This is a genomic window from Flavobacterium gelatinilyticum (assembly GCF_027111295.1).
Lineage (GTDB): Bacteria > Bacteroidota > Bacteroidia > Flavobacteriales > Flavobacteriaceae > Flavobacterium > Flavobacterium gelatinilyticum.
The window spans coordinates 1509926-1536417 of the sequence record NZ_CP114287.1 but is presented as its reverse complement, the minus strand read 5'-3'; the positions used below and the strand labels follow the sequence as shown (position 1 = coordinate 1536417).

Sequence of the window (26492 nt, the reverse complement as noted above, 5' to 3'; positions counted from 1 at the left end):
ATAAAGTCGAACCAATTTCGTGATTAGAAAAGGGTTCGACTTTTTTTTGTCGGTCGCCCAGAAAGATTTTCTAATGCAGCTTTGCTTCAAATTAATCGAACAAGTTAAAATTAGAAATCATGAAAAAAGTAAACCTCCTAATTCTTTTAGTATTACCCTTATTTTGTTTAGCGCAGCCAGCGTTAAAATTAAAAGGTAAAATAGCAAGCGAAACAACTCCTTTAGAATGGGCAGATATTTTGGTTTTAAATCAGGAAGGAAAAATTATAGACGGAACGACAACTAAACAAGACGGTTCTTTTGAAATTAATCTTAAAAACGGTTCTTATAAAATAGGAATCAGTCTTTTGGGATTTACTGATTTTGAAAAAGAAATTTCATTAGAAAAAGATACCAACTTAGGTACTATCGTTCTCAAAGAAAATGAAACAAAATTAAGCGAAGTGGTTATTCAGAATAAAAAGAAAACCATTGAGCAGAAAACGGACCGATTGGTTTATAATCTCGAAAACAATGTCAATACAACCGGAGGCGATGCTTTAAGTGCGATAAATACTGCTCCGGGTGTTGTAGTAAAAAATGACGTAATCACGATTTTAGGAAAAGGAACTTCACGTGTTATGATCGACGGGCGTTTGATTGAATTGAGAGGTGAAGAACTGAACAATTTTTTAAAATCAATTTCGGCAGGTGATATTAAGAATATTGAAATCATCAGTAATCCACCGGCAAAATATGAAGCAGACGGAACGGGAGGATTAATTAATATTATCATGAAAAAAGGAACCCGTGATTCCTGGAAAAACACCGCAACAGCTTCTTACGACCAGAATAAGTACGGAATTTACACTTTAAGGGATAACTTCTTTTACAATAAAAATAAGTTCCGATTTTCAGCAGGTGTGAATGGAAGAACGGGTTATAAAAATGCAGATGAAAATCTGGAAATGTATTTTCCTGACGGGCTTTCGAAAATGAGCAGCACGACAAAAGTAAAAAATGAAAACTTCTCCGGAAAACTGGCTTTGGATTATGATTTATCTGAACGTACAACTATTGGTTTTCAGTTTATGAATGACAGAAATAATCCTGATTTTGGTTCAGATATCAGAATTGAGAAATACAATCTTCAAAATGAACTTCAAAATGTTACACTCAATAAAAGTTTTACGGATAAAGGTTCTAAAAATCAAACTTATAATGCTCATTTGATTACCAAATTGGATTCTTTGAATAGGAAATTGTCTTTTGATGCGGATTATTTTAATTACAATTCAAAGTTTGACAGAGATTTTATTGCAAATAATTATATGCCGAATATGGAATTTGTTGGTGTGAATCAGGCAGGAAGAAATATTTCGAATCAGGATATTGAGAACTGGAGTTTTAAGGCAGATATGGAACATCCGTTTCAGAAGTTTAATTTGTCTTACGGTGCAAAAATGAGTTTTACAAACAGTATTAGTAATGTACTTTTTTATGATAACATTTCAGGAACACCTGTATTAGATCCAAACCAGTCTAACCGATTTAAATACAACGAAAATAATCAGGCGGTTTACATTAATGGAGATAAAAAAATAAACGATAAATGGAACCTTCAAATAGGATTACGACTTGAAAATACACAGACCACCGGATTTTCAGAAACTTTGGATCAGGAAAACGTAAACGATTATTTGAAACTATTTCCAACTTTTTACGCTTCGTATAAGAAAAATGAAAACAACACTTTTAGTCTCAATTACGGAAAAAGAATCAACAGACCGCGTTTTGATTTACTGAATCCGTTTAAGGTCTATATCAACAGTAATAGTTATTCTGAAGGGAATCCGTTTTTAAGACCTTCATTCAGCGATAATTTCGAACTCGCGCATTCGTATAAAGAATCGTTTAGAACGAGCGTTTTTCTGAATGTTATTACAAATGGATATGGCGTTGTTTTTACCTCGATTCTGGAAACCAATACACAGATTATAACGCGTGAAAATTATTTTAAAGGTCTGACTTATGGTTTGGGCGAAAGTTATTCGGCAGGTTTTGCAGATTGGTGGCAGAGTGAAAACTCGTTATACTTTTTAGGTTCGCAGACAGAATTTACAAATAACATAAACGCGAGGCCTTCAAACAGCCTGCAGATTGATTTTACGACAAATAATACTTTTATTTTAGGAAAAACGACCAAGCTTCAAATTGATTTTAATTACAGTACGCCATTTAAAAACGGTTTGTACGAAGTAGGTTATGTGTCTAGTTTTGATATTGGTTTTAAACAAGATTTGTTTAATAAATCATTACAGGTTGCTTTTTTGGCTAATGATATTTTCAATACGTCTTATTTAAAAGATTTTACTTCGGTTGTAAATGGCGTAAAACAGGTTTACAGCCAAAATGAAAGTAACCGATTTGTGCGTTTATCGGTTGTTTACAACTTTGGAAATAAAAAGATTAACGTGAAGGAACGTAATTTTGGAAATCAGGACGAGAGAAAGAGAACCGGTAATTAGAATTAGATAATGAGTCAATTAGATAATAGGATAATTTTCTAATTGACTCATTAATTTACTATAAAAAGAAAGCCAATAGAATTCCGAGAACGATCATCGAAACTTTGGCAATATTGAATTTGTGTCCTTCGCTGCTTTCAAAAATGATTGTAGAGGAAATATGGAATAAAATTCCGATTACAATGGCCGTGATTTGAGTATAATATTCGTTTAAAAGCGGTAAAAATTGAGAAGCAACCGTTCCTAAAGGCGTCATGACGGCAAAAGTTAACATGAAAGCGAAAATAGCTTTTTTGTTTAAGTCGGCATTGATGAAAAAAGTTGTCAGTATAACCGCGATTGGTAAATGATGAATCGCGATACCAATTGCTAAACCATGATGATGGCTTACCGGAAACCCTTCTAAAAAGGCATGAATACAAAGGCTGATAAAAAGCAGCCACGGAATCTGAGACATTTTTGCATGACCGTGAACGTGTCCGTGTTCAGCTCCTTTTGAGAAAAATTCCAATACGATCTGGAATAAAATTCCAATCATTATAAAAATTCCAATACTGTGATTATGTGATTCATAAACCTCAGGGAGAAGATGCATTACGGTCAGCGACAATAAAAAAGAACCGCTGAAAGCCAGCAGTAGTTTTAAATTGGTTTTGCTTTCCGGTTTTATAAACAAAGCCACACCATATCCTAAAAGTACAGAAAATAAGGGTAGTAAATAATTCATTTAGTTTAGTTGAATCGTTTAATTGTTTGATCGTTTAGCCGCGATTTGTTTATTCGGTTAAATAGTTAAACATCAATTTACTTAAAAATCATGATTAATCTTTCGCTTTCGCTTTTGTGGAATTTTTTGAGTTTGTAGTCTCCAAAAATATCCAAAAGAAAAATTCCGGCTTCGTCCATCAAGTCCTGAAAGTCTTTCAAAGTTAAGGCTTTTACTTTTTCAGTAAAATGATATTTTCTGCCCTGATCTTCAAAATCAATTTCTTTTAGAATATGTCCGTCTTCAACATACCTTTTAATATGAAAATCAATTCCGTCAACGGTTTTTACCTCTTGGGGAACCAAAGTTTCAATTACCTGAGTAACATTCATAAAATCAATTACGGCAAAACCGTATTCAGATAAACTTTCTTTGATTGCTTTTAAAGTTGTCAGGTTATCATCGTCGCTTTCAAAATAGCCAAAACTGGTAAAAAGATTGAAAATAGCATCAAATTTTTCTTCAAAAGGTTCACGCATATCGTGCACTTTAAAATGCAGGTTATCGTTGCTGTTTTTGCTGGCTTCGGCAATACTGTTTTCAGATAAGTCGGCACCCAGAACATCATAACCTAATTGATTTAAGTAAATAGAATGACGTCCTTTGCCACAGGCCAGATCAAGCACTTTTGCTTTTTCCGGAAGGTTAAGGTAATGTGTCAGATTATCCATAAAAATCTGGGCTTCTCTATAATTTCTGTCCTTGTAAAGGATATGGTAATAGGGAGTATCAAACCAAGATGTAAACCAATTTTCGGTGTTACGATCCTGATTAGGCGTTGATGAGTTATGCGATTCAGACATTTATTCTATTTCAATTAATTCAAAGTCCGGCAAATTTAGTGTATTTTTGCCGAAAAATAACTATTAAGCAGCGATACGTATAGAATCGTTCATTAGATAGAGATGCATTTTTGGTGCATTCTTTATTAGATTTTAGTTTTTTTTAATTCAAAAATAAAGATGGAAGAAAATTTTAGAATGATAGCCAAATGTTTTTTTGGTTTTGAGGAGATATTAGAAAAAGAATTGCGTACGCTTGGTGCCCAGGAAGTCGAAAAAGGCGTGAGAATGGTGAGTTTTAAAGGAGATAAAGGTTTTATGTACAAAGCCAACTTATCGCTTAGAACGGCTTTAAAAATCTTAAAACCAATTTATTCGTTCAGAGCCAATAACGAACAGGCACTCTATAAAGGAATTTCGGGCTTAAACTGGTCAAAATACCTAAACGCAAACCAGACTTTTGTAATTGATACAACGGTTCATTCTACTTATTTCAATCATTCTGAGTTTGTTTCTCAAAAATGTAAAGATGCGATTGTTGATCAGTTCAGAGAAAGAACAGGACAGAGACCAAGCATCGATAAACAATATCCGGATTTACGAATTAATGTACATATCGACAAAGATCAGGTTTCGGTTTCTTTAGATACTTCCGGAAGTTCACTACATCAGCGCGGTTACAGAACCGCTACAAATATTGCGCCTATTAACGAGGTTTTGGCAGCAGGAATTCTTTTGCTTTCGGGCTGGGACGGACAAAGCCATTTTCTTGATCCAATGTGCGGATCAGGAACTTTTCTGGCAGAAGCGGCTATGATTGCCTGCAACATTCCGGCTAACATCAACAGAAAAGAATTTGCTTTTGAAAAATGGAAAGACTGGGACAATGATTTGTTTGATACTATTATCGATAGTTTAATGAAAAAAACAAGAGAATTTCATTATACAATTAAAGGTTTTGATAAAGCACCAAGTGCCGTAAGCAAAGCAAAAGATAATATCAGAAATGCGAATTTAGAGGATTACATAACAATTAGTGAAGGTAACTTTTTTGAGAGTGAAAAAGAAACAGAAGGAAAGCTTCATATTGTATTCAATCCGCCGTATGATGAGCGTTTAGATATTCATATGGAAAGATTCTACAGCAATATAGGTGATACGTTAAAGAAAAATTATCCCGGAACAAATGCCTGGTTTATAACCGCAAATCTCGAAGCCCTAAAATTCGTAGGCTTAAAACCTTCAAGAAAAATCAAACTTTTCAACGGAAGCCTTGAAGCCCGTTTGGTAAAGTATGAAATGTACGAGGGAAGTAAGAGAACGAAGTTTCAGGTTAACGAATAGTAACAAAGAGACAAAGCTTCAAAGAAACAGAGGTTAAAAAATCTTGTCACTTTGAACCTTTCAACTCAGCAACTTTAAAAAAAAATGACAAAACTACAAGTAAAAGCCTTCTTCTATCAATTAGCAAGTTTTGCGGTCCTTTTTATTTTAGGACGCTATATAATCGCACTATACACAGGATTAACCGGAATCTGGATTCCGATGACTTCTTTTGTGATTGCAACCATAATTGGGCCTAAATTTCAGGCTGTAAAAACAAAAGACGGCGAAAGACTTTTTATGAAATGGATTTTTGTAAAAGGAATTAGAGAAATCCAATAAATTTTAATAGCAGCAGTATGAAGAAAATTGGACTTATTGGCGGTATCAGCTGGGTTTCGACTACAGATTATTATAAATTGATAAATCTGGGGATAAATGAAAAGCTTGGCGGACTCAACTTCTCAGAATGTCTGGTTTATTCTTTCAATTATGCTGATATTAAAAAGAATAACGATAATAACGACTGGGATTCGACTTATGAGATGCTTTTAAAAGGCTGTGAGTTTTTGCAGTCGGGCGGGGCAGAAGCGATCGTTTTATGTGCCAATACTATGCATTTAATTGCTGACAGACTTCAGGAGTCGGTTGATGTTCCGGTTATTCATATTGCGGTAGAAACGGCAGCCGAAATCCAGAAGCAAAATCTTAAAAAAGTAGGCTTATTAGGAACGAGGTTTACAATGGAACTGGATTTCTTTAAAGAGAAACTGGCCGATAAAGGAATCGAAACTGTAATTCCCGAAAGCGAAAATGATAAAGATTTTATTCACTATACCATTTTTGAAGAATTAGGACGAGGAATTGTAACCGATGAAACCAGAAAGCGTTATCTGGAAATTGCGAATGGATTAATTAAAAATGGAGCAGAAGGCATCATTTTAGGCTGTACCGAAATTCCTTTGGTTATAAAAGCTAAAGATTTAGCGGTTCCAATTTTTGATACTACGCTAATACACGCAAAAGCTGCAGTAGATTTTCAGTTATCTTAAAAGTTGCAGACAAAACATAAACAGAAAAGCCATGAACTTAATTAAAAGTCATGGCTTCTTTTATTTTTTATATTCTTTAACTTTTACCGATTTACCGTTTTTGATCTGATATTCGATATAGGTAGTTTTATCGCTGTCTTCGTAAGAGATCTGTTCTCGTATTAAATAAAAATTGTTGCCTGACCATTTATAATAATGACTGGATTCATTACCCCGTCCGTCAGCTTCTCCTTTTTCGAATTCCTTATTTTTTTGATCAAACGATAAATACTCCAGTTTTTCAAGTTTAGTATTTCTAACAAATTGATTTTTTGATTGATCGTAAATATAATACAGGAAACTGCCGTCGTATTTAATTCGGTCAGGAAAGTAAACAGGAATTTTGATGTCTAAAAGCCCGTCGAAATTCAAATCTTCCAGTTCGACTTCTGCGGTATTGTCGTATAAGACTTTTTCGAAGCCGGATAGTGTTTGTATCTTTTCTTTTTTAGAATTGAATATATCAAGTCGGTTAATTAAAGTATATTCCCTAAATTCATTAGTATAAGTTTCTGCCTGACCTTTGTACTGGTTCAGTTTGTAATTGTAATTTTTCGGATTAAAAGAGTGTAAGTCTTCAATACAGGTAAGCGCTGTTATTAACTGTTTGTCTTTTTTGGCATTCTGCCAGTTTCCGTTTAATTCGTAGTTACTGTTAAGATCTAATGAAAAACTTCCTGTTTTTGTTGGAACATTTCCGTTTTTTCCAGAAATATAAGTGGTTTCAACCAGATTTAGTTTGTTGTTTTTAAAAGTACCATCAAGAAAGATATAATTGCTTTTACCGCTTTTTGCATAATAATAGCTTCCATAAACCGAATCATTTCCCTGTCTAAATTCAACGGTCATTTCAATAGGATATTTGTCGATTTTTCCTGAGAAATGCAAAATGGTTTTGACACTTGTTTTTTGTGCAAAAGCGAATTGGCTGATAATAAAAAGAATCAGTATGTTTTTCATTTTGAATAAAAAATTACTTTTTAGGAGCTTCTTTTATTTCAGGAACAATTACTTTTTTCTTGTAAATAGGAATAAAATATGAAACTGTATAATTGAAACCTACTCCAAAACTTCCGTCATAAGTTCTGTTAAATCCCGGTATATAAAGATTGTCAAAACCTGAAGGTTTGTTGTTCATGGCTAAAAGTTTCAGCTGTACACCAAATCCAACAAATATATTATTGAAAACTTTGGCTTTAATTCCCATAGCTACTTCAAGCCATGCAGCCGAAAGTCCGCTGTATTTTTGATTTGCGGCTATTGCAGGCTGTTCTCCCCAATACGGATTTGGATTGTAGATTTTATAACTGTTTAGATCCTGACTAAAAGAACTGAAACCGCCTCGCAGACCAATTGTAATGAGGTTTTCCATATCAAGCCAGTTGTCATACAAGTTATAGTCGAAACCTCCTTTTATATATGTTCCTGTTGCAGTTGAATTTAGTCGGTCGTCATCTGTTGTTTTGTCTTCAAAACCCAGTTCAGCAGCGATATAATATTTTTTTGTTAATCGCCAGTCACCTGTAATTTCTATCCCTTTATAATTTTTGTCGTAAAAACCTCTTGTCAATTTATACAAGTCTACCCCCACGCGTAAACCATATCGGTCTGTTTTTACAGGAACTGGAATGCTGTCTTTTTTTACTTCCTTAACTGCCGGTTTTGATGCTTTGGCCTTAGGTTTTTCAGTAACTATTTCTTTTGGGGCTATTGAATCTTTTATTTCTTGTGAATGTCCCAAAAACATTGAAAGCAAGAAACAAAGACTAAAAGTATATTTCAAGATGTGTTTCATTTTCAGATTCAATGTTACGGGTTTTTAATTGTGTGTCCTGGATCCATAAACCATCACCTGAGGATCCGTCTGTTAATACATAATCGTAATTAGAAGGAGCCGTACCAGTTCTGGAATTTAATGTAAATGTCGTTTTAAAACCACAAGCTCGCGAAACATATACTTCCTGACGCGAGTAATTAAAGGTAATAACATCAGTATTGATTGCAAGAGGATCAGTACTTGATGCATTATAAATTAAACTGTATGTTGTGGTGTCAGCATTTGTTTTTAAAGGTAATGAAATAGTATTGCCGTTGGTTAGGTATTTAGCATCTCCACTTGCATTTTCATTAAAAATAATCCCTTTCTGATCTCCGTCTTTGCCAACAACTTTTAGATTGAGTACGTTTTTTTGAGCAGTAGGATCTGAAAAGTCAAGGAATTTTATTACCAATCGGGGAGTTGTAGGTGTATTAGCATCGCAGATATCATCTTTCTCACAGCCGGACAGACCAAAAGTAAAAACCAATAAAAGAGAGATTATTTTTTTCATTTCCAATTAAATAATTAGCGAAGTTCTAAAAGTACAACATTTTCAACGTGATGTGTCTGTGGGAACATATCAACAGGACGTACACGGGTTACTTTATATTTTTCATCCATTAAAGCAAGGTCACGGGCCTGTGTAGCCGAATTACAGCTTACATAAACTACTTTTTTAGGAGCAATTTTTAAAATCTGATCAATTACCAAAGCGTGCATTCCGTCTCTTGGAGGATCTGTTATAATGACATCCGGTTTTCCGTGCTGAGCAATAAAGGCTTCATTGAATACCACTTTCATATCACCAACAAAAAACTCACAATTCGTAATATTATTGCGTTCAGCATTTGCTTTGGCGTCCAGAATTGCTTCAGGAACACTTTCTACACCAATTACTTTTTTTGCTTTTTTAGAAACGAATTGAGCAATAGTTCCTGTTCCGGTGTATAAATCGTAAACCGTTTCATTTCCGGATAATCCGGCAAAATCACGAGTTATTTTATATAATTCGTAAGCCTGATCTGAATTGGTCTGGTAAAAAGATTTAGCATTGATGCTGAATTTTAAACCTTCCATTTCTTCCAGAATATAATCTCTTCCTTTGTAAAGTTTTATATCCTGATCGTAGATTGTATCGTTTTGTTTTGCGTTTACAACATATTGCAATGAAGTAATCTGAGGGAATTTTTCGTATAAATGATCCAAAACCAATTCGCGGTTTGTTTTATCATCTTCAAAAAACTGGATTAAAACCATGATTTCGCCGGTTGAAGCCGTACGGATCATCAACGTTCTTAATAATCCCGAATGCTCTCTTGGATTAAAGAATGCTAAATTATGTTCGTTGGCAAAAGCTCTGATTTCGTTTCTAATAGCATTTGAAGGGTCTTCCTGTAAATGACATTTTTCGATATCCAGAATTTTGTCCCACATTTTTGGTATATGAAATCCTAAGGCATTGCGGTTTCCTAAATCTTCTGTGCTTCCTATTTCTTTTTCGGTTAACCAGCGGCTGTTTGAAAAAGAGAATTCCATTTTATTTCTGTAGAAAAATTGTTTTTCAGACCCCAGAATATCTTCAAATTCAGGTAATTCAACTTTTCCTATACGCTGTAAATGATTTTTTACTTCATTTTGTTTGTAATATAGCTGCTGGCTGTATTTCATATTCTGCCATTTGCAGCCACCGCAAACACCAAAATGCTCGCAGATTGGATCGATACGGTGTTTGGACAATTCGTGAAACTTTACGGCTTTTCCTTCGTAATAGGCTTTTCTTTTTTTGAATGTTTGTACATCAACAACATCTCCGGGCACAACATTCGGAATAAATATTACTTTTCCGTCAGGAGCTTTTGCTACTGATACTCCTTTTGCTCCGGCATCTAAAACTTCAATTTGATGAAAGACAACTTTGTCTGTATTTTTTCTTCCCATAGCGCAAAAATAAGCCTTTGAAAACTTCTACAAATTTAAAATTCAAAATATTTTCCCAAATTTTTTAAAATGTTGGTATAATTGACATTAAAGGTTAACTTTGTTTTGTTAATTACCCCCAGTAATTGCAATTAACCTACACTATTGCTGCCTTTTTATGAAGTTGTATCACAATCTTTCACAAATTAGCTTTCTAAAGAAAAGTTATGCGTTAAAATTTTTGTTTGTCGCTTTTATAGGAATTCATATCCCATTGATTGGAATTCTGTTTTTTGTACTTTTCTTTGAGCATACTATTTCACCCATGTCAATTTTGATTTTTTCTTTAATCATGACTTTATTGGCAACGGCAGTGACACTTTTAGTATTAAAACAGTTGATCAAACCCATTTCTGTTGCTTCAAAATCATTAGATGATTACAGAAACAGCAGAAAATTATCAATCCTGCCAACCGAATATACAGACGAAGCCGGTTTGCTGATGTGTAATATTCAGGAATCTATTTACGAGTCAGAAAGTTTTATAAACGAAAAACAGGACTTGATCTATATGCTTTCGCATGATTTAAAGAATTTTGCAGGAAATCCGCAGGGTTTGGCAAAACTGATTTTAAGCGAAAACCCATCAGAATCCGTTAAGCACCTGGCTGACTTAATCTGCGAGTCGACCAACCTGCAGTTTCGATATATTGAAAATTTTATTAAACTCCTGAAAGAACAGGATCAGGTTGTTAAGGTTAATCAGGAATTTAAGACTATTTCGTTTCCTAATATTGTGCCTTTTATTAATGAACAGGTTGAACAGCGTCTTTTGGATAAAAACATCACTATGAATTTAAGTTTAGAAACAGATGAAGCTAAACTTAAAATAGATGAAGGTCTCTTGGTTCAGGTTCTGGTAAATCTGATAAGTAATGCGATTAAATTTTCTTATTTTGATAGTGAAATCAAAGTTAGAATTTACAAAGAAGATTCTAATATCTTTATTACAGTGGCTGATAAAGGAATTGGTTTTGATAAAACCCAGATCGATGAATTGTTTAAAAAGTTTACTAAAATGAGCCGTTTAGGAACTGCAAATGAATCTTCGACCGGAATTGGACTTTATTTGTGCAAAAAAATAATCGAAAAAAACAAAGGAAAACTAAGTGCCGTAAGTGAAGGTAAAAACAAAGGTGCTGAGTTTAAAATTAGATTTGAAATATAAAGTAGAAAGGCTTTAAAATGAAATAATTTCAATTTAAAGCCTTTTGTATTTTTTAATATATAACGTGTTTATAACTTAAAATAGGTTTTCCTTCATAACAGTCAACGCCTGTTGGAGGAAGTGTCATAGGGCACGCACTGTAAATCTTCCATTTCGACTGATATTTCTGTTTTGCTCTTTTGTAAGCCTCAACTTTTGCTAAAAAGTCTTTTACATTTATTTTTTTAGAATAAATAATATAAGATTCATGGTTCGAAGAACACCCGTCTGTAGAAGTCAGAACCAAGTCCCAGTCAGCCGGATTTGAACAGGATTCAGAATTAATTAATGAAAGAGCAGTCAGCTGATTACGCATTCTTTCTACTTTTGCAGATTCTCTTCGCTGCGAATTATCGTCGTCATTACTGCTGCAGGATATAAGAGAAAGACAAGCCGTCAATAAAATTAAACTTAGTTTTTTCATGGTTAGTGATTTATGATTAGTTTACTTTTATACAGATGGTTATCTTATAAAAAGGTTGCGTAAGATCTGAATAATTTTCTTACTGAAGTTAGTTGTAAACGAATTTTGGTTTTCCATCAGCACATTCAATTGCGTCCGGAGGTAAAATAGCATCGCAAGTTGAAAAAATATTCCATTTTTTGTTGAATGCTTTCTGGGCCTCTGTATAAGCAGTTACTTTAGAAAGAAATTGTGTTGTATTAATGCTTTTTGAATAGGCTATATAATGTGTATAACCTCCGCATGCTTTTGAACCGATTGGTGCAAAATCCCATTTTTTTGGATCTGTGCAGGACTCAGAATTTATTAAAGAAAGATCAACAATTTCCTGATACATTTTTTCAAGCTTTTCAGATTCTTTTTTCTGAGTCGAAGCATCATCTTTAACACTGGTGCTGCTGCATGAACTGATTATTAGGCAGAGAGTAAGAGTAATTGTTATAAGACTTAATTTTTTCATGATTGAATTTTAAAATTGGTTTTATAACTAGATGCAGTAATCGCAAAATGGTTGCGTTAGTTTTAAAAAAAATCTGAGCTGCTTTCCCGGCAGCTGTCGGGAAAGCAGCTCAGAACTTAGTCTTAGTGTCTTTAAAAAAATCTACCAAAGATGATGTACAGAAGGTTTGATATATTCTTCGTAAATTTTATTCATTTCTGAAATTTTTTCCTCACTTAATTTCGGCAAATCATAAACCGATAAGTTAGAAAGTACATGGCTTTCTTTTGAAGCACCCGGAATGATACAGCTGATTTCATTAAAACTCAAAATCCATTGCAAAGCAATCGGCGCCAGGTTTTCAGTGCCGGGAAATAAATCTTTTAAAGCTTGTACGGCTTTTAAACCCAGATCATAATCAATACCTGAGAAAGTTTCACCTTTATCAAAAGCTTCTCCGTTGCGATTAAAATTACGGTGATCCTGAGCATCAAAAGTAGTTTTTGAGTCAAATTTACCCGTTAAAAGTCCGCTTGCAAGAGGTACGCGGGCAATAATCCCGATATCTTTCTTTTGGGCTTCTGAAAAGAATAATTGTGACGGACGCTGACGGAATAAATTAAAAATAATCTGAACCGTGGTTATATTCGAATATTCAATTGCTTTTAGTGCTTCTTCTGCTTTTTCGACACTTACACCCAGATTTAGAATTTTGCCCTGTTCTTTTAAGCGGTCAAAAAGTTCGAAAATCTCAGGACGATAATACACGTCAGTAGGAGGACAGTGCAGCTGAATCAGGTCCAGAGTTTCTAATCCGGTTCTTCTTAAACTGTCTTCAACAAATTTCTGAAGTACTTTTGGCTGATATCCTTCATTAATATGCGGATTAATCTGGCGTCCGCATTTGGTAGCCACATAAATACGTTCAGAACGGGAACGTACTACACGGCCCACAGCAGTTTCACTTAATCCGTTTTCGTAAACATCGGCAGTATCAATAAAATTAACGCCGTTGTCGATTGCCGTGTTTATAAGTTCATCGGCTGTTTTATCATTAAATCCAGATCCCCATTTTCCACCAACCTGCCAGGTTCCAAGAGAGATTTCTGAGATATTAAAATTTGTTTTTCCTAGTTTTCTGTAGTTCATTTCTTTTTTAGTTACAAAGATACAAAGGTACACAGTGACAAAGGTTTCTTAGGGAAGTTTATAAACTTTACACCTCTGTAACTTTGTCACTTTGTTCCTTTTTTTAATCAAATAAATCCGAAGACAAATAACGATCACCGCGATCGCAGATAATAGCAACAATAACGCCTGATTCCAGTTTTTCGGCAATTTTTAAAGCTGCGGCAACAGAACCGCCGCTGCTCATTCCGGCGAAAACGCCTTCTTCAATGGCTAATCTTTTGGTCATGGCTCTGGCTTCTTCTTCGCTTACGTCTACAACAGTATCTACTTTTGAAGCATCAAAAATCTTCGGCAGATATTCCTGAGGCCATTTGCGAATTCCTGGAATCTGAGATCCGTCGCTTGGCTGTGCGCCGATAATCTGAACCGCCGGATTTTTTTCTTTTAAATAAGTCGAAGTTCCAATAATGGTTCCCGTAGTTCCCATAGCCGAAACAAAGTGGGTTACAGTTCCTTCGGTGTCGTTCCAGATTTCAGGTCCTGTGGTTTTATAATGTGCTTTCCAGTTGTCATCGTTTGCAAATTGGTTCAGCATCAAATAACCGCCCTGAGCCACTTTTTTATCAGCATAATCTCTTGAACCAATGATTCCTTCATCGGCAGGAGTCAGGATTACGGTTGCGCCATACGCACGCATGGTTTGTGTTCTTTCTTTTGTAGAATCTTCCGGTAAAACCAGTTCAATTTCTATCCCGAATAACTGCGCAATCATCGCAAGGGCAATACCAGTATTACCGCTCGTTGCTTCAATTAATTTATCTCCTTTTTTAATGTCGCCTCTTTCAACAGCGGCGGCAATCATATTATAAGCGGCACGGTCTTTTACGCTGCCTCCCGGATTATTGCCTTCGAGTTTCAGTAAAAGTTTTACGTTTTTATTTTTAACCAGATTGACTGTTTCCATCAAGGGTGTATTTCCAATCAGGTTTATTAATTTCTGTGGACCCATTTTATTTTTTTTCTTTTATTTTAACTTCAGTTGTAGTGGTATTCATAACTATAGAATTTTCTGGAATCGATTTGGTTACCCAGGCATTTCCGCCAATAATGCTGTTTTTTCCAATAATGGTTTCACCTCCCAGAATAGTGGCATTGGCATAAATGCATACATTTGCTTCAACAGTTGGATGTCTTTTAGCATTTTTCATCTCTTTGCTTACGCTCAAAGCACCCAATGTTACCCCCTGATAAATTTTAACATGCTTTTTAATTACTGTTGTTTCGCCAATTACGATTCCCGTAGCGTGATCGATAAAAAACGGAGAGGCAATGTCGGCACCTGCGTGAATATCCGTTCCGGTAATTCGGTGCGCGTATTCGCTCATAAGTCGGGAGAATAGCAGCAAATCTAATTTGTATAGCTCGTGGCTTAATCGGTAAATGGCAATGGCGTAAAAGCCGGGATACCCTAAATAAACCTCATCAATGCTGTTTGAAGCCGGATCATTTTCTAAGATATATTCGGCATCCTGATTTAATTTTTCTAAAACACCCGGTAATTTTTCGACAAATCTGTCCCAGATTGATCCGCATAAATTCTGTGGTTTTTTACAGGCCAGAACAGCGATTTCCTTAAATCGTATTTCAAGTTCGTCAATACTTTCGTCAAGCGCTGCATTCGAATCAAAAAGGGTGTAAAAAAGCTTTTCTGTAAAGTCTTCAGTTTTGGTTTTAATACCGTAATTTATGTTAGAATGACTCTTTAAAGCCTTTATGTTTTGTATGATAGTGTCTTTTGTCACAATTAAAAAATTGAGTGGATAATTTAAAACGCTAAAATTAAGTCGTTTTTTGTAAATAAGGGCATAAATGAGGTAAAGAAATTTTGGTGGGATAATCTCATTTGTGATAAATTAAAGATCTGTAAAATGCATTTTTTTATATGATTCTTAAGAACTTAATTGTGTAAATTAGCAGATAAAACAGGCCAAAAATGAAAAATAATCCAACTTTTAAAAGCGCAATTTCTAATATAGATTTTCCCGAAAGTGAGAAAATCTGCGGAAAATCTATCCATGATCCAATCTTAAATCTGATTGTAAAAGAGCATCCGTCTTTTTGTGATGATGATTGTATTTCTGTTCAGGAATTGAACGAATACCGTCAAAAATATATTTCGAATTATTTGTCAACAGAAATCGGAATGCTGTCGGATATAGAAAAGAGTGTTATTGCTTCTTTAAAAGATGACAAATCAATAGTCAGTCTTGCCGAAGATGAAGACGAAACGCGGAGTTTTGGGCAAAAAATAGCCGATAAAGTAGCCGATTTTGGCGGAAGCTGGACTTTTATTATTTCGTTTGTGGTTTTTATTGCCGTATGGATTGGTTCAAATGTTTATATTTTGATGAACAAGGGGTTTGATCCTTACCCGTTTATCCTGCTCAATTTGATCTTGTCTTGTATTGCGGCGCTGCAGGCTCCTGTTATTATGATGAGTCAGAATCGTCAGGAAGAAAAAGACCGGAATCGTGCCAAAAAAGATTATATGATTAACTTGAAATCAGAACTTGAAATCCGGATTATTCATGATAAACTGGACCATTTAATTATGCATCAGCAGCAGGAATTAATCGAAATTCAGAAGGTGCAGATGGAGATGATGAACGATATTCTGAATCAGATTAAAAAAGAAAAAGACTAAAAAAGTTACAGATAAAAGTGTTTGTAATAATAGCCGCCAATCATAAAAACGATATTTATAGTCGCCATTTTCCAGATTATTTTTTGATAATTTCCGGCTTTATCCAAAAAATGCAAAGCGCAAAAAATCAGAAATAGTAGACTCGTAAAAATTGCCGGATACATTTTAAAAGCAGCTGAAAACTCGCCCTGAAAAAGTAAGAATAATGACCGTTGAAAACCACAGCCAAGACACTCTATTTCGAAGAGTTTTTTAAAGAGGCAGGGAATCATAAAATGCTCCGGATTCATGAGTTTGTTTTTCTGCAATTTTACAAAAAAATATCCGATAACATTTCAGAAGAGGCAGACTGTTGTTTTAAAGTTTTATACTTTTGGAATCTTAAACTTTAAAAAATGAAAGCTTTTAAAATTTTAATAATGATTCTTGCGATCTCAGTCGCGCTTTATGAGCAGGTTTCTGACCGCAAAAACATCTATATAATGGTAGTTGCAATTGCCGTTTTTATGTACGGAATGATGCAGCTGAGTGCCAAAACACCAAGTAAGAATCAGGAAAAAGAAGATCAGGATGCTGAATAAAGGAGATAAGGTTTCGGTTTTAGACGAAGCGATAAACGGAACAGTCGTTTCGGTAAAAAATAACGAAGTTTTAATCGAAACTGAGGATGGATTCTCGATGACTTTTTTTGTCAATGAGTTGGTTAAAATACAAGATTCCAGTAGTTTAATGAATTCTATTAAAAGAATTGATTTAGAAGAAATTAAAAAAGAAAAAACAGAGCCAAAACCACGGAGTTTTGTAAAGGAGCGTAAAGATAAACGTGATGTTGCAGTGCCTGAATTTGATCTTCATATCGAAAAACTGGTTCCTAATAAACGCGGTATGTCTAATTATGATATTTTGACACTGCAGACAGATACGGCAAAAAGACATATCGAATTTGCAATTAAAAATCGTATTCCTAAAATCGTTTTTATTCATGGTGTAGGCGAAGGAATTTTAAAAGCCGAGCTGGATTTTTTATTAGGCCGTTATGACGGAATTGATTTTCAGGATGCCAATTATCAAAAATATGGTTTAGGCGCAACAGAAGTTTATATTCGCCAGAATACGAAATAAAATATTTTTTTGTGGTTGCAAAGGTGGTCTTTTAAACATAAAAAACGTCTGTTTTTCTATCTGATTTTTAATGGGAATCAGTTGTGAAAACAGACGTTTTTTTGTAGGAATTAATTTTGAAGAAATCTTATTTTTTCTGCGCCGTTGAGGTTTCGGTAATAGTTCCTAAAAGAAAACTATTAGCTAAATAAAAGTTACTGTTATCTTTTTTAAGAGTTACATTTTTTAATGTAATGGTATGTGTGTAAATGATATTAGTAGTACCTGCTTTTGTTGTTGTAACTTCAATTGTTCCTTGAGTGGCTGGAGAAGATTCCCATGTTCCAAAAACATTTGGAGCTGAAGGTACAGGTGACTGGCAAAAATAAGATTCAGTAAGAGTTCCTGTTCCAGATTTAAAAGTAGTATAAGCTAATTTATTGGTAGTTGTAGTAATATTTGCACTTCTTGTTCCTTCTTCTTTTACAATAAGGGTAGGATCAAGATTATCAACCATCATATACGAAGTCGTATTAAAATTGTAAACATTTTTTTTATCAGAACATTGTTTTGCAGTTTCTGCAAAAGTGAAGTTTAAATTTTCAGGATCTGTTCTAAAAGTACCAAAGTCCTCTTCTACATATGTTTGAGGAGTTCCTGGCTTTTGATAGGTGATATTTTTAAAAGTAATGACATGATTATATCCTCTAATTCTAGTACCGCCATCAGTAGCACTTGGATCTCCTAAGTCCTGTGTAGTTACAATTTCAATTATACCTCCTGAGGCCTGCCACTCTGCAGTCACAACAGGGGTACTTGGAGGGATTACCCCACAGATATTTGCCGTTGCAACAGCACCATTATAAGCTCTGTAAACTACACGATAGTTTGTATTGTCAATTGTGTATTGTCTGGGGCTGCCTACATCGCTGGGATTATTTTCAATAGTATTCTGAGGTAATTGAATTAATAAAGATTCCTGGCTTTTTAGTTTATAAATTAAGGCATTAGTAGTTTTGTCACAAGTCGAAGCTGTTTGAACAGAGTCAAAATCGATCGTATCAACCGTAAGATCGCCGTCATCACAACCATTTAATAAAAGCGCCAGTACTAATAGGCAAGCATATTTTTTCATCGTAGATTTTATTTGTGCCAAAAATAGTGAAAAATTTGACAAATGATATTTAAGAATTCACAATTGATATTTCATAACTTTGCAATAATGAAAAAAGTATATCTTGATAATGCGTCTACAACTGCCATGCGTCCTGAAGTGATTCAGGAAATGACTAAAGTTATGGCAGAAGATTTTGGGAACCCGTCTTCAACTCACAGTTTTGGGCGAAATGCCAAAACCATTTTAGAACTTTCCCGAAAAAATATAGCCAGACATTTAAACTGTACAGCTCAGGAAATTATCTTCACTTCCGGTGGTACAGAAGCCAATAACTGGATTTTGAGATCGGTGGTTGAAGATCTGAAAACAGAACGCATTATTACCTCAAAAATAGAACATCATGCTGTTTTGTATACCGTTTTGGCATTACAGTCTGATTATAATATTCAGGTCGATTATGTTAATGTAAACGAAGACGGAACGATCGACTTAACGCATTTGTCTAATCTGCTTTCAGAAGAAAAAAAGACAATTGTAAGCCTGATGCATGTTAATAACGAAACAGGAGCAGTTTTAGATTTAGAGCGTGTTTCGCTTATTTGTAAGCAATACAATGCCTTATTTCATTCAGATACCGTTCAGTCGGTTGGTAAAACCGAAATCGATCTTCAAAAAACCGAAGTTGATTTTATTCTGGCCAGTGCCCATAAATTTCATGGACCAAAAGGCGCAGGTTTTGCTTTTATTCGTAAAAATTCGGGCTTACAGCCGCTGCTTTTTGGCGGAGAACAGGAAAAAGGCCTTCGTGCAGGCACAGAAGCTGTACACCAAATTGCCGGGATGTCGAAAGCACTGTCTCTTTCTTATGAAAATTTAAATGAAGAAAGAACGCATATTTCAGATCTTAAATCCTATTTGGTTCAGCAATTAGAAAGCAATTTTCCGGGCTTTAAAATCAATGGTAAAAAAGAGGATTTTTATAATATCATCAATATTACCCTGCCTTTTTCATCAGATAAGACTTCGATGCTTTTATTTAGTTTGGATATGAAAGGAATAGCGGTTTCAAGAGGAAGCGCCTGCCAGTCCGGAAGTATAAAACCTTCACATGTTTTAAAAGAAATGCTTTCGGCAGAAGATTTAAAACTTCCAAACCTAAGAATTTCGTTTAGTCATTATAATTCTAAAGAAGATATTGACTGGCTGATTGAATGTTTGAAGGTGGTTTAGGAAGATACTACGTTTTTAGGCACAAAGTGGCAGAGTGCAAAGAAAATAGAATAAAGAAAAAATGCGGATCAAATTACAAATTTGGTCCGCATTTTTTTAATCTAAAATCACTTGCGAATCACTTTAACCTGTGAGTCATTTGTTAATTTGATAATTGTAGATGGTTTTCCGGCTGTTTTGTCCTGATTTAGTTTTACAACATAATCGACTCCATTGATGATTTCAGGGTTAATATCTTTAAACGACATAGGAGTAGGCTGGCCCGAGATATTGGCCGAAGTCGAAACCAAAGGCTTTTTCATTCTTTCCATAAGTTTGTAACAAAAAGGCTCTTTTACCAGTCTGATTCCAAGGGATTTGTCGGCTGCGATGATGTTGTGTGCCACATTTCTCGCTTCGTCCAGAATTAAGGTTGTTGGTTTTTCGGATAAATCCAAAATCTGCCAGGCAACTTCGGGTATGTTTTTAAAAACGTTGTACATCATTTTTTCGCCGTTCATTAAAACAATCATGCTTTGTGTTTCGGCACGTTGTTTCAGCTTGTATATTTTGGCAACAGCATCCGGGTTTGTTGCGTCACAGCCAATTCCCCAGACTGTATCAGTTGGGTAAAGTATAATGCCTCCGTCTTTAATTACTTCGTGGGCATTGTGAACTTCGGTGTTTATATCCTGATTCATAATTGAAATATTTTTAATAATCCGGAAACGAATCCTGATTATTTGATTTGTGAATTTATAATTTGCACTATTTTTTCCAGATCCTCAGTCGAAAGCCCAACATAAAGCGGTAAACAAAGTACTCTTGAAGCAATAGATTCAGATACCGGCATTGTTTGGCCTTTTGTGTATTCAATTGTATTTAAGGACGGATAAAAATAACGTCTTGGTGTGATGTTTTCTTTTCCCAAAGCTTCAGTAACTTTAAGGAGGGTTTCTTCAGAATCAAAAACAGCCGGATAATAGCTGTAATTCCACTCCGTATTTTCTCTTATTTTTAAAACCTGAATTTTGTTCAGGTCTAAATTTTTATTGTAAAAATCGACAACCTTTTTTCTTTCTTCAAAAATATGATCCAGATAAGGATACACTGCGAGTCCCATTGCTGACTGTAATTCCGAAATTTTAGCGTTGATTCCGAGACCATGAAAGGCCAAAGGACCGTTGTGTCCAAAATTATGACTGTAATATAATTGATGATGTATTTCATCATTATTACAGAACATGGCACCGCCTTCTCCGGTATGGAATATTTTAGTAGCGTGAAAACTGCAGGTGCTTACATCGCCAAAATTAAATACAGATTGTTTATTGTATTTTACACCAAAACAATGTGCTGCGTCATAAATTACTTTTAAATTGTGTTTCTTGGCGATTTTCTCAATTTCGTTTAAATGACAAGGATTCCCAAAAACGTGAGTTGCCAGGATAGCAGTTGTTTTTGAGGTTATAGCTTCTTCTATTTTAGTTTCATCAATCGTTAAATATTCCGGATGTATGTCTGTAAAAACAGGTGTGCAATTTTCCCATACAATTGCGGCCGAAGTAGCTACATACGAAAATGGGGTTGTAATGATTTCGCCTCCTTTGCCAAATAATTTCAATGCAATTTGCAGAGGGATTGTACCGTTATTAGTTATAGTAAGGTGCGAAACATTCAGAAAGCTTTTTAGTTTGTCTTCCAGTTCAATAGTAAGTTCGCCTCTGTTTGTAAGCCAAATTTTGTCCCAGGCACGTTTTACATAAGAATTGTATTCTTCTTGCGGGGGTAAAAATGTTTTGGTTACATTGATCATTTTAATTCGAGATTTAGAAGGTTTATTTATCTTTAAGGGCAAACTATTGTTATATTTGTGCGGTAAAATTAGGAAAAGAAAGCTTAATATAAACCATTAGCTGCTATTATAACGATTTAAGCACTTGTGATGTTATGAAACGTAATTGACAGACAGTGTTTTAGGTTTGAGAGTAAATGAAATTAAGTTATTTCTGCTGATTCAACACACAATCAATAAATTAATAAATACAAATAAATTTAAGAATACTATGGAAATCAACACTTTTTTGCAAAATTTTGCGGATCTTTTAGATGATACAGATATTGCATTAATTAAACATGATACTGTTTTTAGAGATTTAGACGAATGGAATTCATTAACAGCATTGTCTTTGATAGCAATGGCTGACGAGGAATACTCAGTGAAATTGACAGGAGATGATATTAAATCTTCAAATTCATTAAACGATATTTTTGAAATAATTAAAAGTAAAGCGTAACTAAATGGCTGCTTTTTCGCTAAATAATGTTGCTATAAGAGGGATCTCTTGTTGTGTTCCCAAAAATACGGAACGCAATATTGATTTGGATATATTGACAGAAGAAGAAATTCAGAAATTCATCGAAGTTACAGGTGTTGAAGAACGACGAATAGTAACAAACAAGGTTTGCACATCTGATCTATGCTGTGAGGCTGCTGAAAAATTAGTCAATGATTTAAGCTGGAATAAAGAAGAAATAGAAATTTTGGTTTTTGTTTCTCAGACCGCAGATTACATCCTGCCCGTTTCAGCGGCAATACTTCAGGACAGATTAGGGTTATCTACAAATTGTATTGCTTTTGATGTACCGCTGGGCTGTTCTGGATATGTTTATGGTTTATCCATTATTGCAGGAATGATGAAGGCTTGCGGATTAAAAAAAGGATTGCTTTTAGCGGGAGACACCAGCAGTAAATTACTTTCAAAAACAGACAAAAGCACTGTTCCTCTATTTGGAGACGGCGGAAGCGCAACTGCATTTGAATTTGATGAAAAAGCTGAAAGTATCTTATTTGATTTAGGTACAGATGGTTCAGGTTACAAAGCCATAATTGTAAATGACGGGGGATCAAGAAATAGAGTTAATGCAGATTCTTTAGTATATCAAACCATTTCTCCGGGAATAGAGAGAAATGGATGTCAGCTTATTCTGGACGGAATGGATGTTTTTGGATTTGGGATTTCTCAGGCTCCTAAAACAGTAAATAAACTTATAGATACTTTTGAAATTGATAAAAATAATATAGATCACTTTGTTTTTCATCAGGCAAATTTAATGATGAATAAAATGATCGTAAAAAAATTGAAATTACCAATTGAGAAAGTGCCATACTCTTTAAAAGAATTTGGAAATACTTCCTCAGCAACAATTCCTTTAACCATTGTGACTCAATTACAAAGTGCGTTACAAAATAAAGTTCAGAATTTGATTGTTTGTGGTTTTGGAGTAGGTTTGTCATGGGGAACAGCTAAGATAACACTTGATAATGTGATGATTTCTGATTTAATAGAAATATGATAAAAAATTTAAGATATATAGATGAAGAGGTTTATCAAAAAGAAAAATCTTTATTTATAAATGAGTCATGGATTCTGGCAGCTCACAAAAATGAGTTAGTAAACAATAATGATTTTGTAGCTTTTGAATATTTTGACAATAAAATTTTCATTCAAAATTTTAACGGTACTATTAAATCTTTTCAAAATGTTTGTCTCCACAGATTCAATACTATTCATGAAGAATCATTTGGAAACAGGGTCTCATCTTGTTTATATCATAACTGGAAGTACGGAAAAAAAGGGAATGTAGTAGGTTTAATGTGTCGTAATTCATTTGAAAGAGATCAAATAAACGAACTGAAATTAAAAGAATATGAAGTGGCTGAATGCGGAGACTTTATTTTTTTAAAACTTAACAAAGATTTTAATCAAACTCTGAAAGAATATCTAGGAAATATTTATCAGCCCTTAGAAGAAATAAGCAGACATTTTGGGACAAAAACAATTGATTACTCGATTGAACATAAAGTAAACTGGAAACTTTTAGTTGAAAATGTTTTAGAATGCTATCATTGTACAGCTGTTCATGAAAATTCATTCGCAAAAATGGGATTTGGTTCAGCTGCACCTGAAAAATTTGATTTTTTTAATGCCCACAGCTGGTGCGAGTTTCCAAAAGCAGATGGTGTTAAGGCAAATAAAATTATTGAAAAATCTTTAACAGACAGAACTTTTAAAACACAGGGTTATCTTCATTTTCATATTTATCCAAATGCATTTGTAAGTTCGGTCGAAGGAAAAGGATTTTATCTTGGATTTATGCTGCCTGAATCTCCTTCTAAGACTAATTTAAGAGTACGTTATTTTTCTTCAAAATTTGAGAGAGAATTAAACGAATCAGAACAAAATATTATTGACTTTATTAATAATAGCTCTAATGAATCTCTGGATTTAGTTTTAAATGAAGATAAAAAGATAATTGAAAACATTCAGTCAAATCTGGTAAATTTTAAAGATCATTCCCCAATATTTGGAGAAGAGGAATTTAGAATTTTAAAATACTATGAGTTTTTAAACAGTAAAGAAGAATTAAAGTAAGAAAAATGAATCCATTTGATTTATCAGGAAAAAAAATATTGGTAACCGGAGCATCGTCAGGTATTGGTTACGAAACTTGCCTGGCAATTGCCAGACAAGGCGGATCTTTTATAGCAGTAGCGAGACGAAAAGATTTTCTTGAAAACTTAGTTGAAGAATGCGGAAGTGGAAATACTTTTATAGCAGCAGATTTATCTAAAATGGAAGATATCAAAGCTATTGTTGATCAAATTGAAAATATTGACGGAATTGTTCATTCGGCAGGTATAGTCTCACTTGCTCCTGTAAAATTTTATTCAGAGGAGTTAATGAATGATATGAGAAGTATAAATTTTGATTCAATTGCTTATTTGGTTAATTTAATTTTTAAAAAGAAAAAAATTAATAAAGGAAGTTCTATTGTTCTGGTTTCTTCAGTTGCCGGATTATTTGGTATGAAAGGAAACGGGATTTATGCTGCCAGTAAAGGAGCATTGATCGCCATATCAAAAGTTTGGGCAAATGAATTTGCATCAAATAAAATACGTGTAAATTGTGTATCGCCAGGTATGGTTAAAACAGAAATAACTTCAAAATCTATCGAAAATTTATCATTAGAAGTAATTCAGGAAGATGAAAAAAAATATCCATTAGGATATGGAGATCCAATTCAAGTTGCAAATCCTATTGTTTTTTTATTATCAGAAGCTGGAAGCTGGATCACGGGGCAAAATATAGTCTTAGACGGCGGCAGAACTTCAACAATATAACAAGAAATGAAAGCGTATATTAAAGCTGTCTCATATTATCTTCCTGAGGCAATTTTGTCAAATGATTTGATTAATAAAGATTTCCCGGAATGGGATATTGAAAAAATCAGTTCCAAAACAGGTATTAATTCTCGTCATATTAGTGCGGCTGATGAATTCTCATCGGATATGGCTGTGAAAGCGGCAGAAAAATTATTTAAAGAGCATAATATTGATAAATCCAGTATAGATTTTTTATTGTTCTGTACTCAGAGCCCTGATTATTTTTTACCAACAACAGCCTGTATTATTCAGGAAAAGTTAGGTTTGAAAACTTCTATTGGCGCTCTGGACTTTAATTTAGGCTGTTCAGGTTTTGTTTATGGATTGAGTTTGGCAAAAGGATTAATTGCGGGCTCAATGGCCCAAAACGTTTTGTTGATTACTGCTGAAACTTATTCTAAATTCATTCATCCAAAAGACAAGAGCAACAAAACTATTTTTGGAGATGCCTCGGCGGCAACTTTAATTTCCAGTGAGAATGGTTTTTGTTCTATTGAGAAATTTGTTTTTGGTACAGATGGAAAAGGTGCAGAGAATCTGATTGTAAAACAAGGCGGTATGCGTTATCCAGTTTCAGAAAATGAAGATATTGAGGATGAATTTGGAAACATAAGAAACGATAAGAATCTATTTATGAACGGAACTGAAATTTTCAACTTCACAGGAGAATTTGTTCCTAAATTGACTGAATCTATTTTAGAAAAGTCAGATTTATCAAAAGATGATATTGATTTATTTATCTTTCATCAGGCAAATAAATATATGCTGAACCATTTAAGAAAGAAAATAAAAATTCCTGAAGATAAGTTTTTTATAGCAATGGAACATTGCGGAAATACTGTTTCATCAACGATTCCTATAGCAATATATGAAGCCCAGAAACAGGCGAAATTTAACGAAGCGAAAAATGTTGTATTAGCAGGTTTTGGTGTGGGATATTCTTGGGGGGCTTGTAATTTAATCATTGGTAATTAATGAAAAATTTAATAATAATTGGAGCTAGGGGGTTTGGACGTGAAGTTTACGATCTGGCTTTGCAGTGCGCAGGTTTTAATATTGAGTATATTATAAAGGGTTTTTTAGATGATAAATCAGACGCCTTGGAAGGGTTTGAAAATTATCCAAAAATAGTAGGTTCTGTAGAAGATTATGAAATTCAGGAAGATGATATTTTTGTTTGTGCACTGGGAACCGTAAAATGGAAAAAATATTATGCAGAATTGATTTTAGCAAAAGGAGGAAAGTTTATAAATCTAATTCATCCTTCAACAAATTTAAATACAAATGCAATTACTGGTAAAGGCTTACTGGTTTTTATGTATTCAAATATAAGTAATGACTGTGTAATAGAAGATTTTGTTACCATACAAGGATATGTTGGATTGGGACATGATACTAAAATTTGCAAGTGGTCTCATTTAAGTTCGTATAGTTTTACGGGAGGATTTGTAATTCTGGAAGAAGAAGTTACATTAAATACCAGAGCAACAGTCCTTCCTCATGTGACTGTTAGAAAAGGAGCAACAGTTGGAGCGTCAAGTTTGGTTATTAAAAATGTAAAAGAGAATACAACTGTTTTTGGCGTACCTGCAAAAAAAATAGAATTTTAAAATAGTTATTCTATTAAAG

General features: G+C 34.2%; 30 protein-coding genes. 15 read left to right on the top strand and 15 right to left on the bottom strand.

The window, feature by feature from the left end; all coding sequences use genetic code 11:
• The first annotated feature begins 119 nt into the window (after positions 1-119).
• Positions 120-2507: a TonB-dependent receptor domain-containing protein gene (locus tag OZP11_RS06555; RefSeq protein ID WP_281234423.1), complete on the top strand. Its 2388-nt coding sequence runs from the start codon at positions 120-122 to the stop codon at positions 2505-2507.
• 58 nt (positions 2508-2565) lie between these two features.
• On the opposite strand, the gene OZP11_RS06550 is transcribed toward OZP11_RS06555, so the two are convergent.
• Complete coding sequence (locus OZP11_RS06550; protein ID WP_281234422.1) at positions 2566-3234, bottom strand: ZIP family metal transporter; 669 nt, start codon at positions 3232-3234, stop codon at positions 2566-2568.
• A 77-nt stretch (positions 3235-3311) separates the two neighbouring features.
• A complete protein-coding gene (locus OZP11_RS06545) occupies positions 3312-4076 on the bottom strand; it encodes a class I SAM-dependent methyltransferase (protein WP_281234421.1) in 765 nt (254 codons plus the stop codon).
• A 159-nt stretch (positions 4077-4235) separates the two neighbouring features.
• Between OZP11_RS06545 and OZP11_RS06540 the strand changes: the two genes are divergently transcribed.
• From OZP11_RS06540 to OZP11_RS06530, 3 genes are all read left to right on the top strand, one after another.
• The gene (locus OZP11_RS06540; protein ID WP_281234420.1) at positions 4236-5399 is read left to right on the top strand and encodes a THUMP domain-containing class I SAM-dependent RNA methyltransferase; all 1164 of its coding nucleotides are present in this window, start codon (positions 4236-4238) and stop codon (positions 5397-5399) included.
• 84 nt (positions 5400-5483) lie between these two features.
• Entirely contained in the window at positions 5484-5720 is a 237-nt protein-coding gene (locus tag OZP11_RS06535) for a hypothetical protein (protein WP_281234419.1), read from the top strand.
• 17 nt (positions 5721-5737) lie between these two features.
• On the top strand, positions 5738-6430 hold the full coding sequence (locus OZP11_RS06530) for an aspartate/glutamate racemase family protein (protein ID WP_281234418.1): 693 nt from the start codon (positions 5738-5740) through the stop codon (positions 6428-6430).
• A gap of 60 nt (positions 6431-6490) precedes the next feature.
• Here the strand turns inward: OZP11_RS06530 and OZP11_RS06525 are convergent, their stop codons facing one another.
• Genes OZP11_RS06525 through rlmD form a run of 4 tightly spaced genes read right to left on the bottom strand, consistent with a single transcriptional unit; the run spans position 6491 to position 10226 of the window.
• On the bottom strand, positions 6491-7429 hold the full coding sequence (locus OZP11_RS06525; RefSeq protein WP_281234417.1) for an XAC2610-related protein: 939 nt from the start codon (positions 7427-7429) through the stop codon (positions 6491-6493).
• A gap of 13 nt (positions 7430-7442) precedes the next feature.
• Positions 7443-8264, bottom strand: coding sequence for a DUF6048 family protein (locus OZP11_RS06520; RefSeq protein ID WP_281234416.1), 822 nt, complete (start codon positions 8262-8264; stop codon positions 7443-7445).
• Positions 8236-8799 (bottom strand): DUF6452 family protein, encoded by a 564-nt coding sequence (locus OZP11_RS06515; protein ID WP_281234415.1) that lies wholly within the window; start codon positions 8797-8799, stop codon positions 8236-8238. Before OZP11_RS06515 ends, OZP11_RS06520 begins: the two co-directional genes overlap by 29 nt.
• Positions 8800-8813: 14 nt before the next feature.
• Entirely contained in the window at positions 8814-10226 is a 1413-nt protein-coding gene (gene rlmD, locus OZP11_RS06510; protein WP_281234414.1) for a 23S rRNA (uracil(1939)-C(5))-methyltransferase RlmD, read from the bottom strand.
• A 304-nt stretch (positions 10227-10530) separates the two neighbouring features.
• Between rlmD and OZP11_RS06505 the strand changes: the two genes are divergently transcribed.
• Positions 10531-11433: a sensor histidine kinase gene (locus OZP11_RS06505; RefSeq protein WP_281234413.1), complete on the top strand. Its 903-nt coding sequence runs from the start codon at positions 10531-10533 to the stop codon at positions 11431-11433.
• A 52-nt stretch (positions 11434-11485) separates the two neighbouring features.
• On the opposite strand, the gene OZP11_RS06500 is transcribed toward OZP11_RS06505, so the two are convergent.
• The 5 genes from OZP11_RS06500 to epsC all read right to left on the bottom strand — a co-directional run bounded on the left by OZP11_RS06500 (position 11486) and on the right by epsC (position 15307).
• Positions 11486-11896, bottom strand: a complete 411-nt coding sequence (locus OZP11_RS06500) for a hypothetical protein (protein ID WP_281234412.1) — start codon at positions 11894-11896, stop codon at positions 11486-11488.
• 88 nt (positions 11897-11984) lie between these two features.
• Positions 11985-12395, bottom strand: coding sequence for a hypothetical protein (locus OZP11_RS06495; RefSeq protein WP_281234411.1), 411 nt, complete (start codon positions 12393-12395; stop codon positions 11985-11987).
• A 141-nt stretch (positions 12396-12536) separates the two neighbouring features.
• Entirely contained in the window at positions 12537-13523 is a 987-nt protein-coding gene (locus OZP11_RS06490) for an aldo/keto reductase (protein ID WP_281234410.1), read from the bottom strand.
• Positions 13524-13626: 103 nt separating this feature from the next.
• Complete coding sequence (cysM, locus tag OZP11_RS06485; RefSeq protein WP_281234409.1) at positions 13627-14514, bottom strand: cysteine synthase CysM; 888 nt, start codon at positions 14512-14514, stop codon at positions 13627-13629.
• 1 nt (position 14515) lies between these two features.
• Positions 14516-15307: a serine O-acetyltransferase EpsC gene (epsC, locus tag OZP11_RS06480; protein WP_281234408.1), complete on the bottom strand. Its 792-nt coding sequence runs from the start codon at positions 15305-15307 to the stop codon at positions 14516-14518.
• 191 nt (positions 15308-15498) lie between these two features.
• Between epsC and OZP11_RS06475 the strand changes: the two genes are divergently transcribed.
• Entirely contained in the window at positions 15499-16209 is a 711-nt protein-coding gene (locus OZP11_RS06475; protein WP_281234407.1) for a DUF1003 domain-containing protein, read from the top strand.
• 5 nt (positions 16210-16214) lie between these two features.
• Here OZP11_RS06475 and OZP11_RS06470 read toward each other — a convergent pair whose 3' ends face one another.
• The gene (locus OZP11_RS06470; RefSeq protein ID WP_281235506.1) at positions 16215-16481 is read right to left on the bottom strand and encodes a DUF2752 domain-containing protein; all 267 of its coding nucleotides are present in this window, start codon (positions 16479-16481) and stop codon (positions 16215-16217) included.
• A 123-nt stretch (positions 16482-16604) separates the two neighbouring features.
• On the opposite strand from OZP11_RS06470, the gene OZP11_RS06465 reads away from it, so the two are divergent.
• Complete coding sequence (locus tag OZP11_RS06465) at positions 16605-16790, top strand: hypothetical protein (RefSeq protein ID WP_281234406.1); 186 nt, start codon at positions 16605-16607, stop codon at positions 16788-16790.
• The gene (locus tag OZP11_RS06460; RefSeq protein ID WP_281234405.1) at positions 16780-17331 is read left to right on the top strand and encodes a DUF8465 domain-containing protein; all 552 of its coding nucleotides are present in this window, start codon (positions 16780-16782) and stop codon (positions 17329-17331) included. The genes OZP11_RS06465 and OZP11_RS06460 overlap by 11 nt, the downstream gene beginning before the upstream one ends.
• A gap of 127 nt (positions 17332-17458) precedes the next feature.
• On the opposite strand, the gene OZP11_RS06455 is transcribed toward OZP11_RS06460, so the two are convergent.
• Positions 17459-18445, bottom strand: a complete 987-nt coding sequence (locus tag OZP11_RS06455) for a hypothetical protein (protein WP_281234404.1) — start codon at positions 18443-18445, stop codon at positions 17459-17461.
• A gap of 87 nt (positions 18446-18532) precedes the next feature.
• On the opposite strand from OZP11_RS06455, the gene OZP11_RS06450 reads away from it, so the two are divergent.
• Entirely contained in the window at positions 18533-19657 is a 1125-nt protein-coding gene (locus tag OZP11_RS06450) for a cysteine desulfurase family protein (protein ID WP_281234403.1), read from the top strand.
• Positions 19658-19764: 107 nt separating this feature from the next.
• Here OZP11_RS06450 and OZP11_RS06445 read toward each other — a convergent pair whose 3' ends face one another.
• Together OZP11_RS06445 and OZP11_RS06440 are read right to left on the bottom strand one after the other, a co-directional pair.
• On the bottom strand, positions 19765-20337 hold the full coding sequence (locus tag OZP11_RS06445) for an L-threonylcarbamoyladenylate synthase (RefSeq protein ID WP_281234402.1): 573 nt from the start codon (positions 20335-20337) through the stop codon (positions 19765-19767).
• A 38-nt stretch (positions 20338-20375) separates the two neighbouring features.
• Positions 20376-21452: a DegT/DnrJ/EryC1/StrS family aminotransferase gene (locus OZP11_RS06440; protein WP_281234401.1), complete on the bottom strand. Its 1077-nt coding sequence runs from the start codon at positions 21450-21452 to the stop codon at positions 20376-20378.
• 250 nt (positions 21453-21702) lie between these two features.
• On the opposite strand from OZP11_RS06440, the gene OZP11_RS06435 reads away from it, so the two are divergent.
• From OZP11_RS06435 to OZP11_RS06410, 6 genes are read left to right on the top strand one after another with little or no spacing between them, the layout of a single operon-like run.
• Positions 21703-21933, top strand: a complete 231-nt coding sequence (locus OZP11_RS06435) for a phosphopantetheine-binding protein (protein WP_281234400.1) — start codon at positions 21703-21705, stop codon at positions 21931-21933.
• 4 nt (positions 21934-21937) lie between these two features.
• Positions 21938-22993, top strand: a complete 1056-nt coding sequence (locus OZP11_RS06430; protein WP_281234399.1) for a 3-oxoacyl-ACP synthase III family protein — start codon at positions 21938-21940, stop codon at positions 22991-22993.
• Positions 22990-24072 carry an aromatic ring-hydroxylating oxygenase subunit alpha gene (locus tag OZP11_RS06425; protein ID WP_281234398.1) on the top strand — a complete coding sequence of 361 codons (1083 nt, stop codon included), beginning with the start codon at positions 22990-22992 and terminating at the stop codon, positions 24070-24072. Before OZP11_RS06430 ends, OZP11_RS06425 begins: the two co-directional genes overlap by 4 nt.
• A gap of 5 nt (positions 24073-24077) precedes the next feature.
• Entirely contained in the window at positions 24078-24821 is a 744-nt protein-coding gene (locus tag OZP11_RS06420; protein ID WP_281234397.1) for an SDR family NAD(P)-dependent oxidoreductase, read from the top strand.
• 6 nt (positions 24822-24827) lie between these two features.
• Positions 24828-25838, top strand: a complete 1011-nt coding sequence (locus OZP11_RS06415; RefSeq protein ID WP_281234396.1) for a ketoacyl-ACP synthase III — start codon at positions 24828-24830, stop codon at positions 25836-25838.
• Positions 25838-26473 (top strand): PglD-related sugar-binding protein, encoded by a 636-nt coding sequence (locus OZP11_RS06410; RefSeq protein WP_281234395.1) that lies wholly within the window; start codon positions 25838-25840, stop codon positions 26471-26473. The genes OZP11_RS06415 and OZP11_RS06410 overlap by 1 nt, the downstream gene beginning before the upstream one ends.
• Positions 26474-26492: the final 19 nt, after the last annotated feature.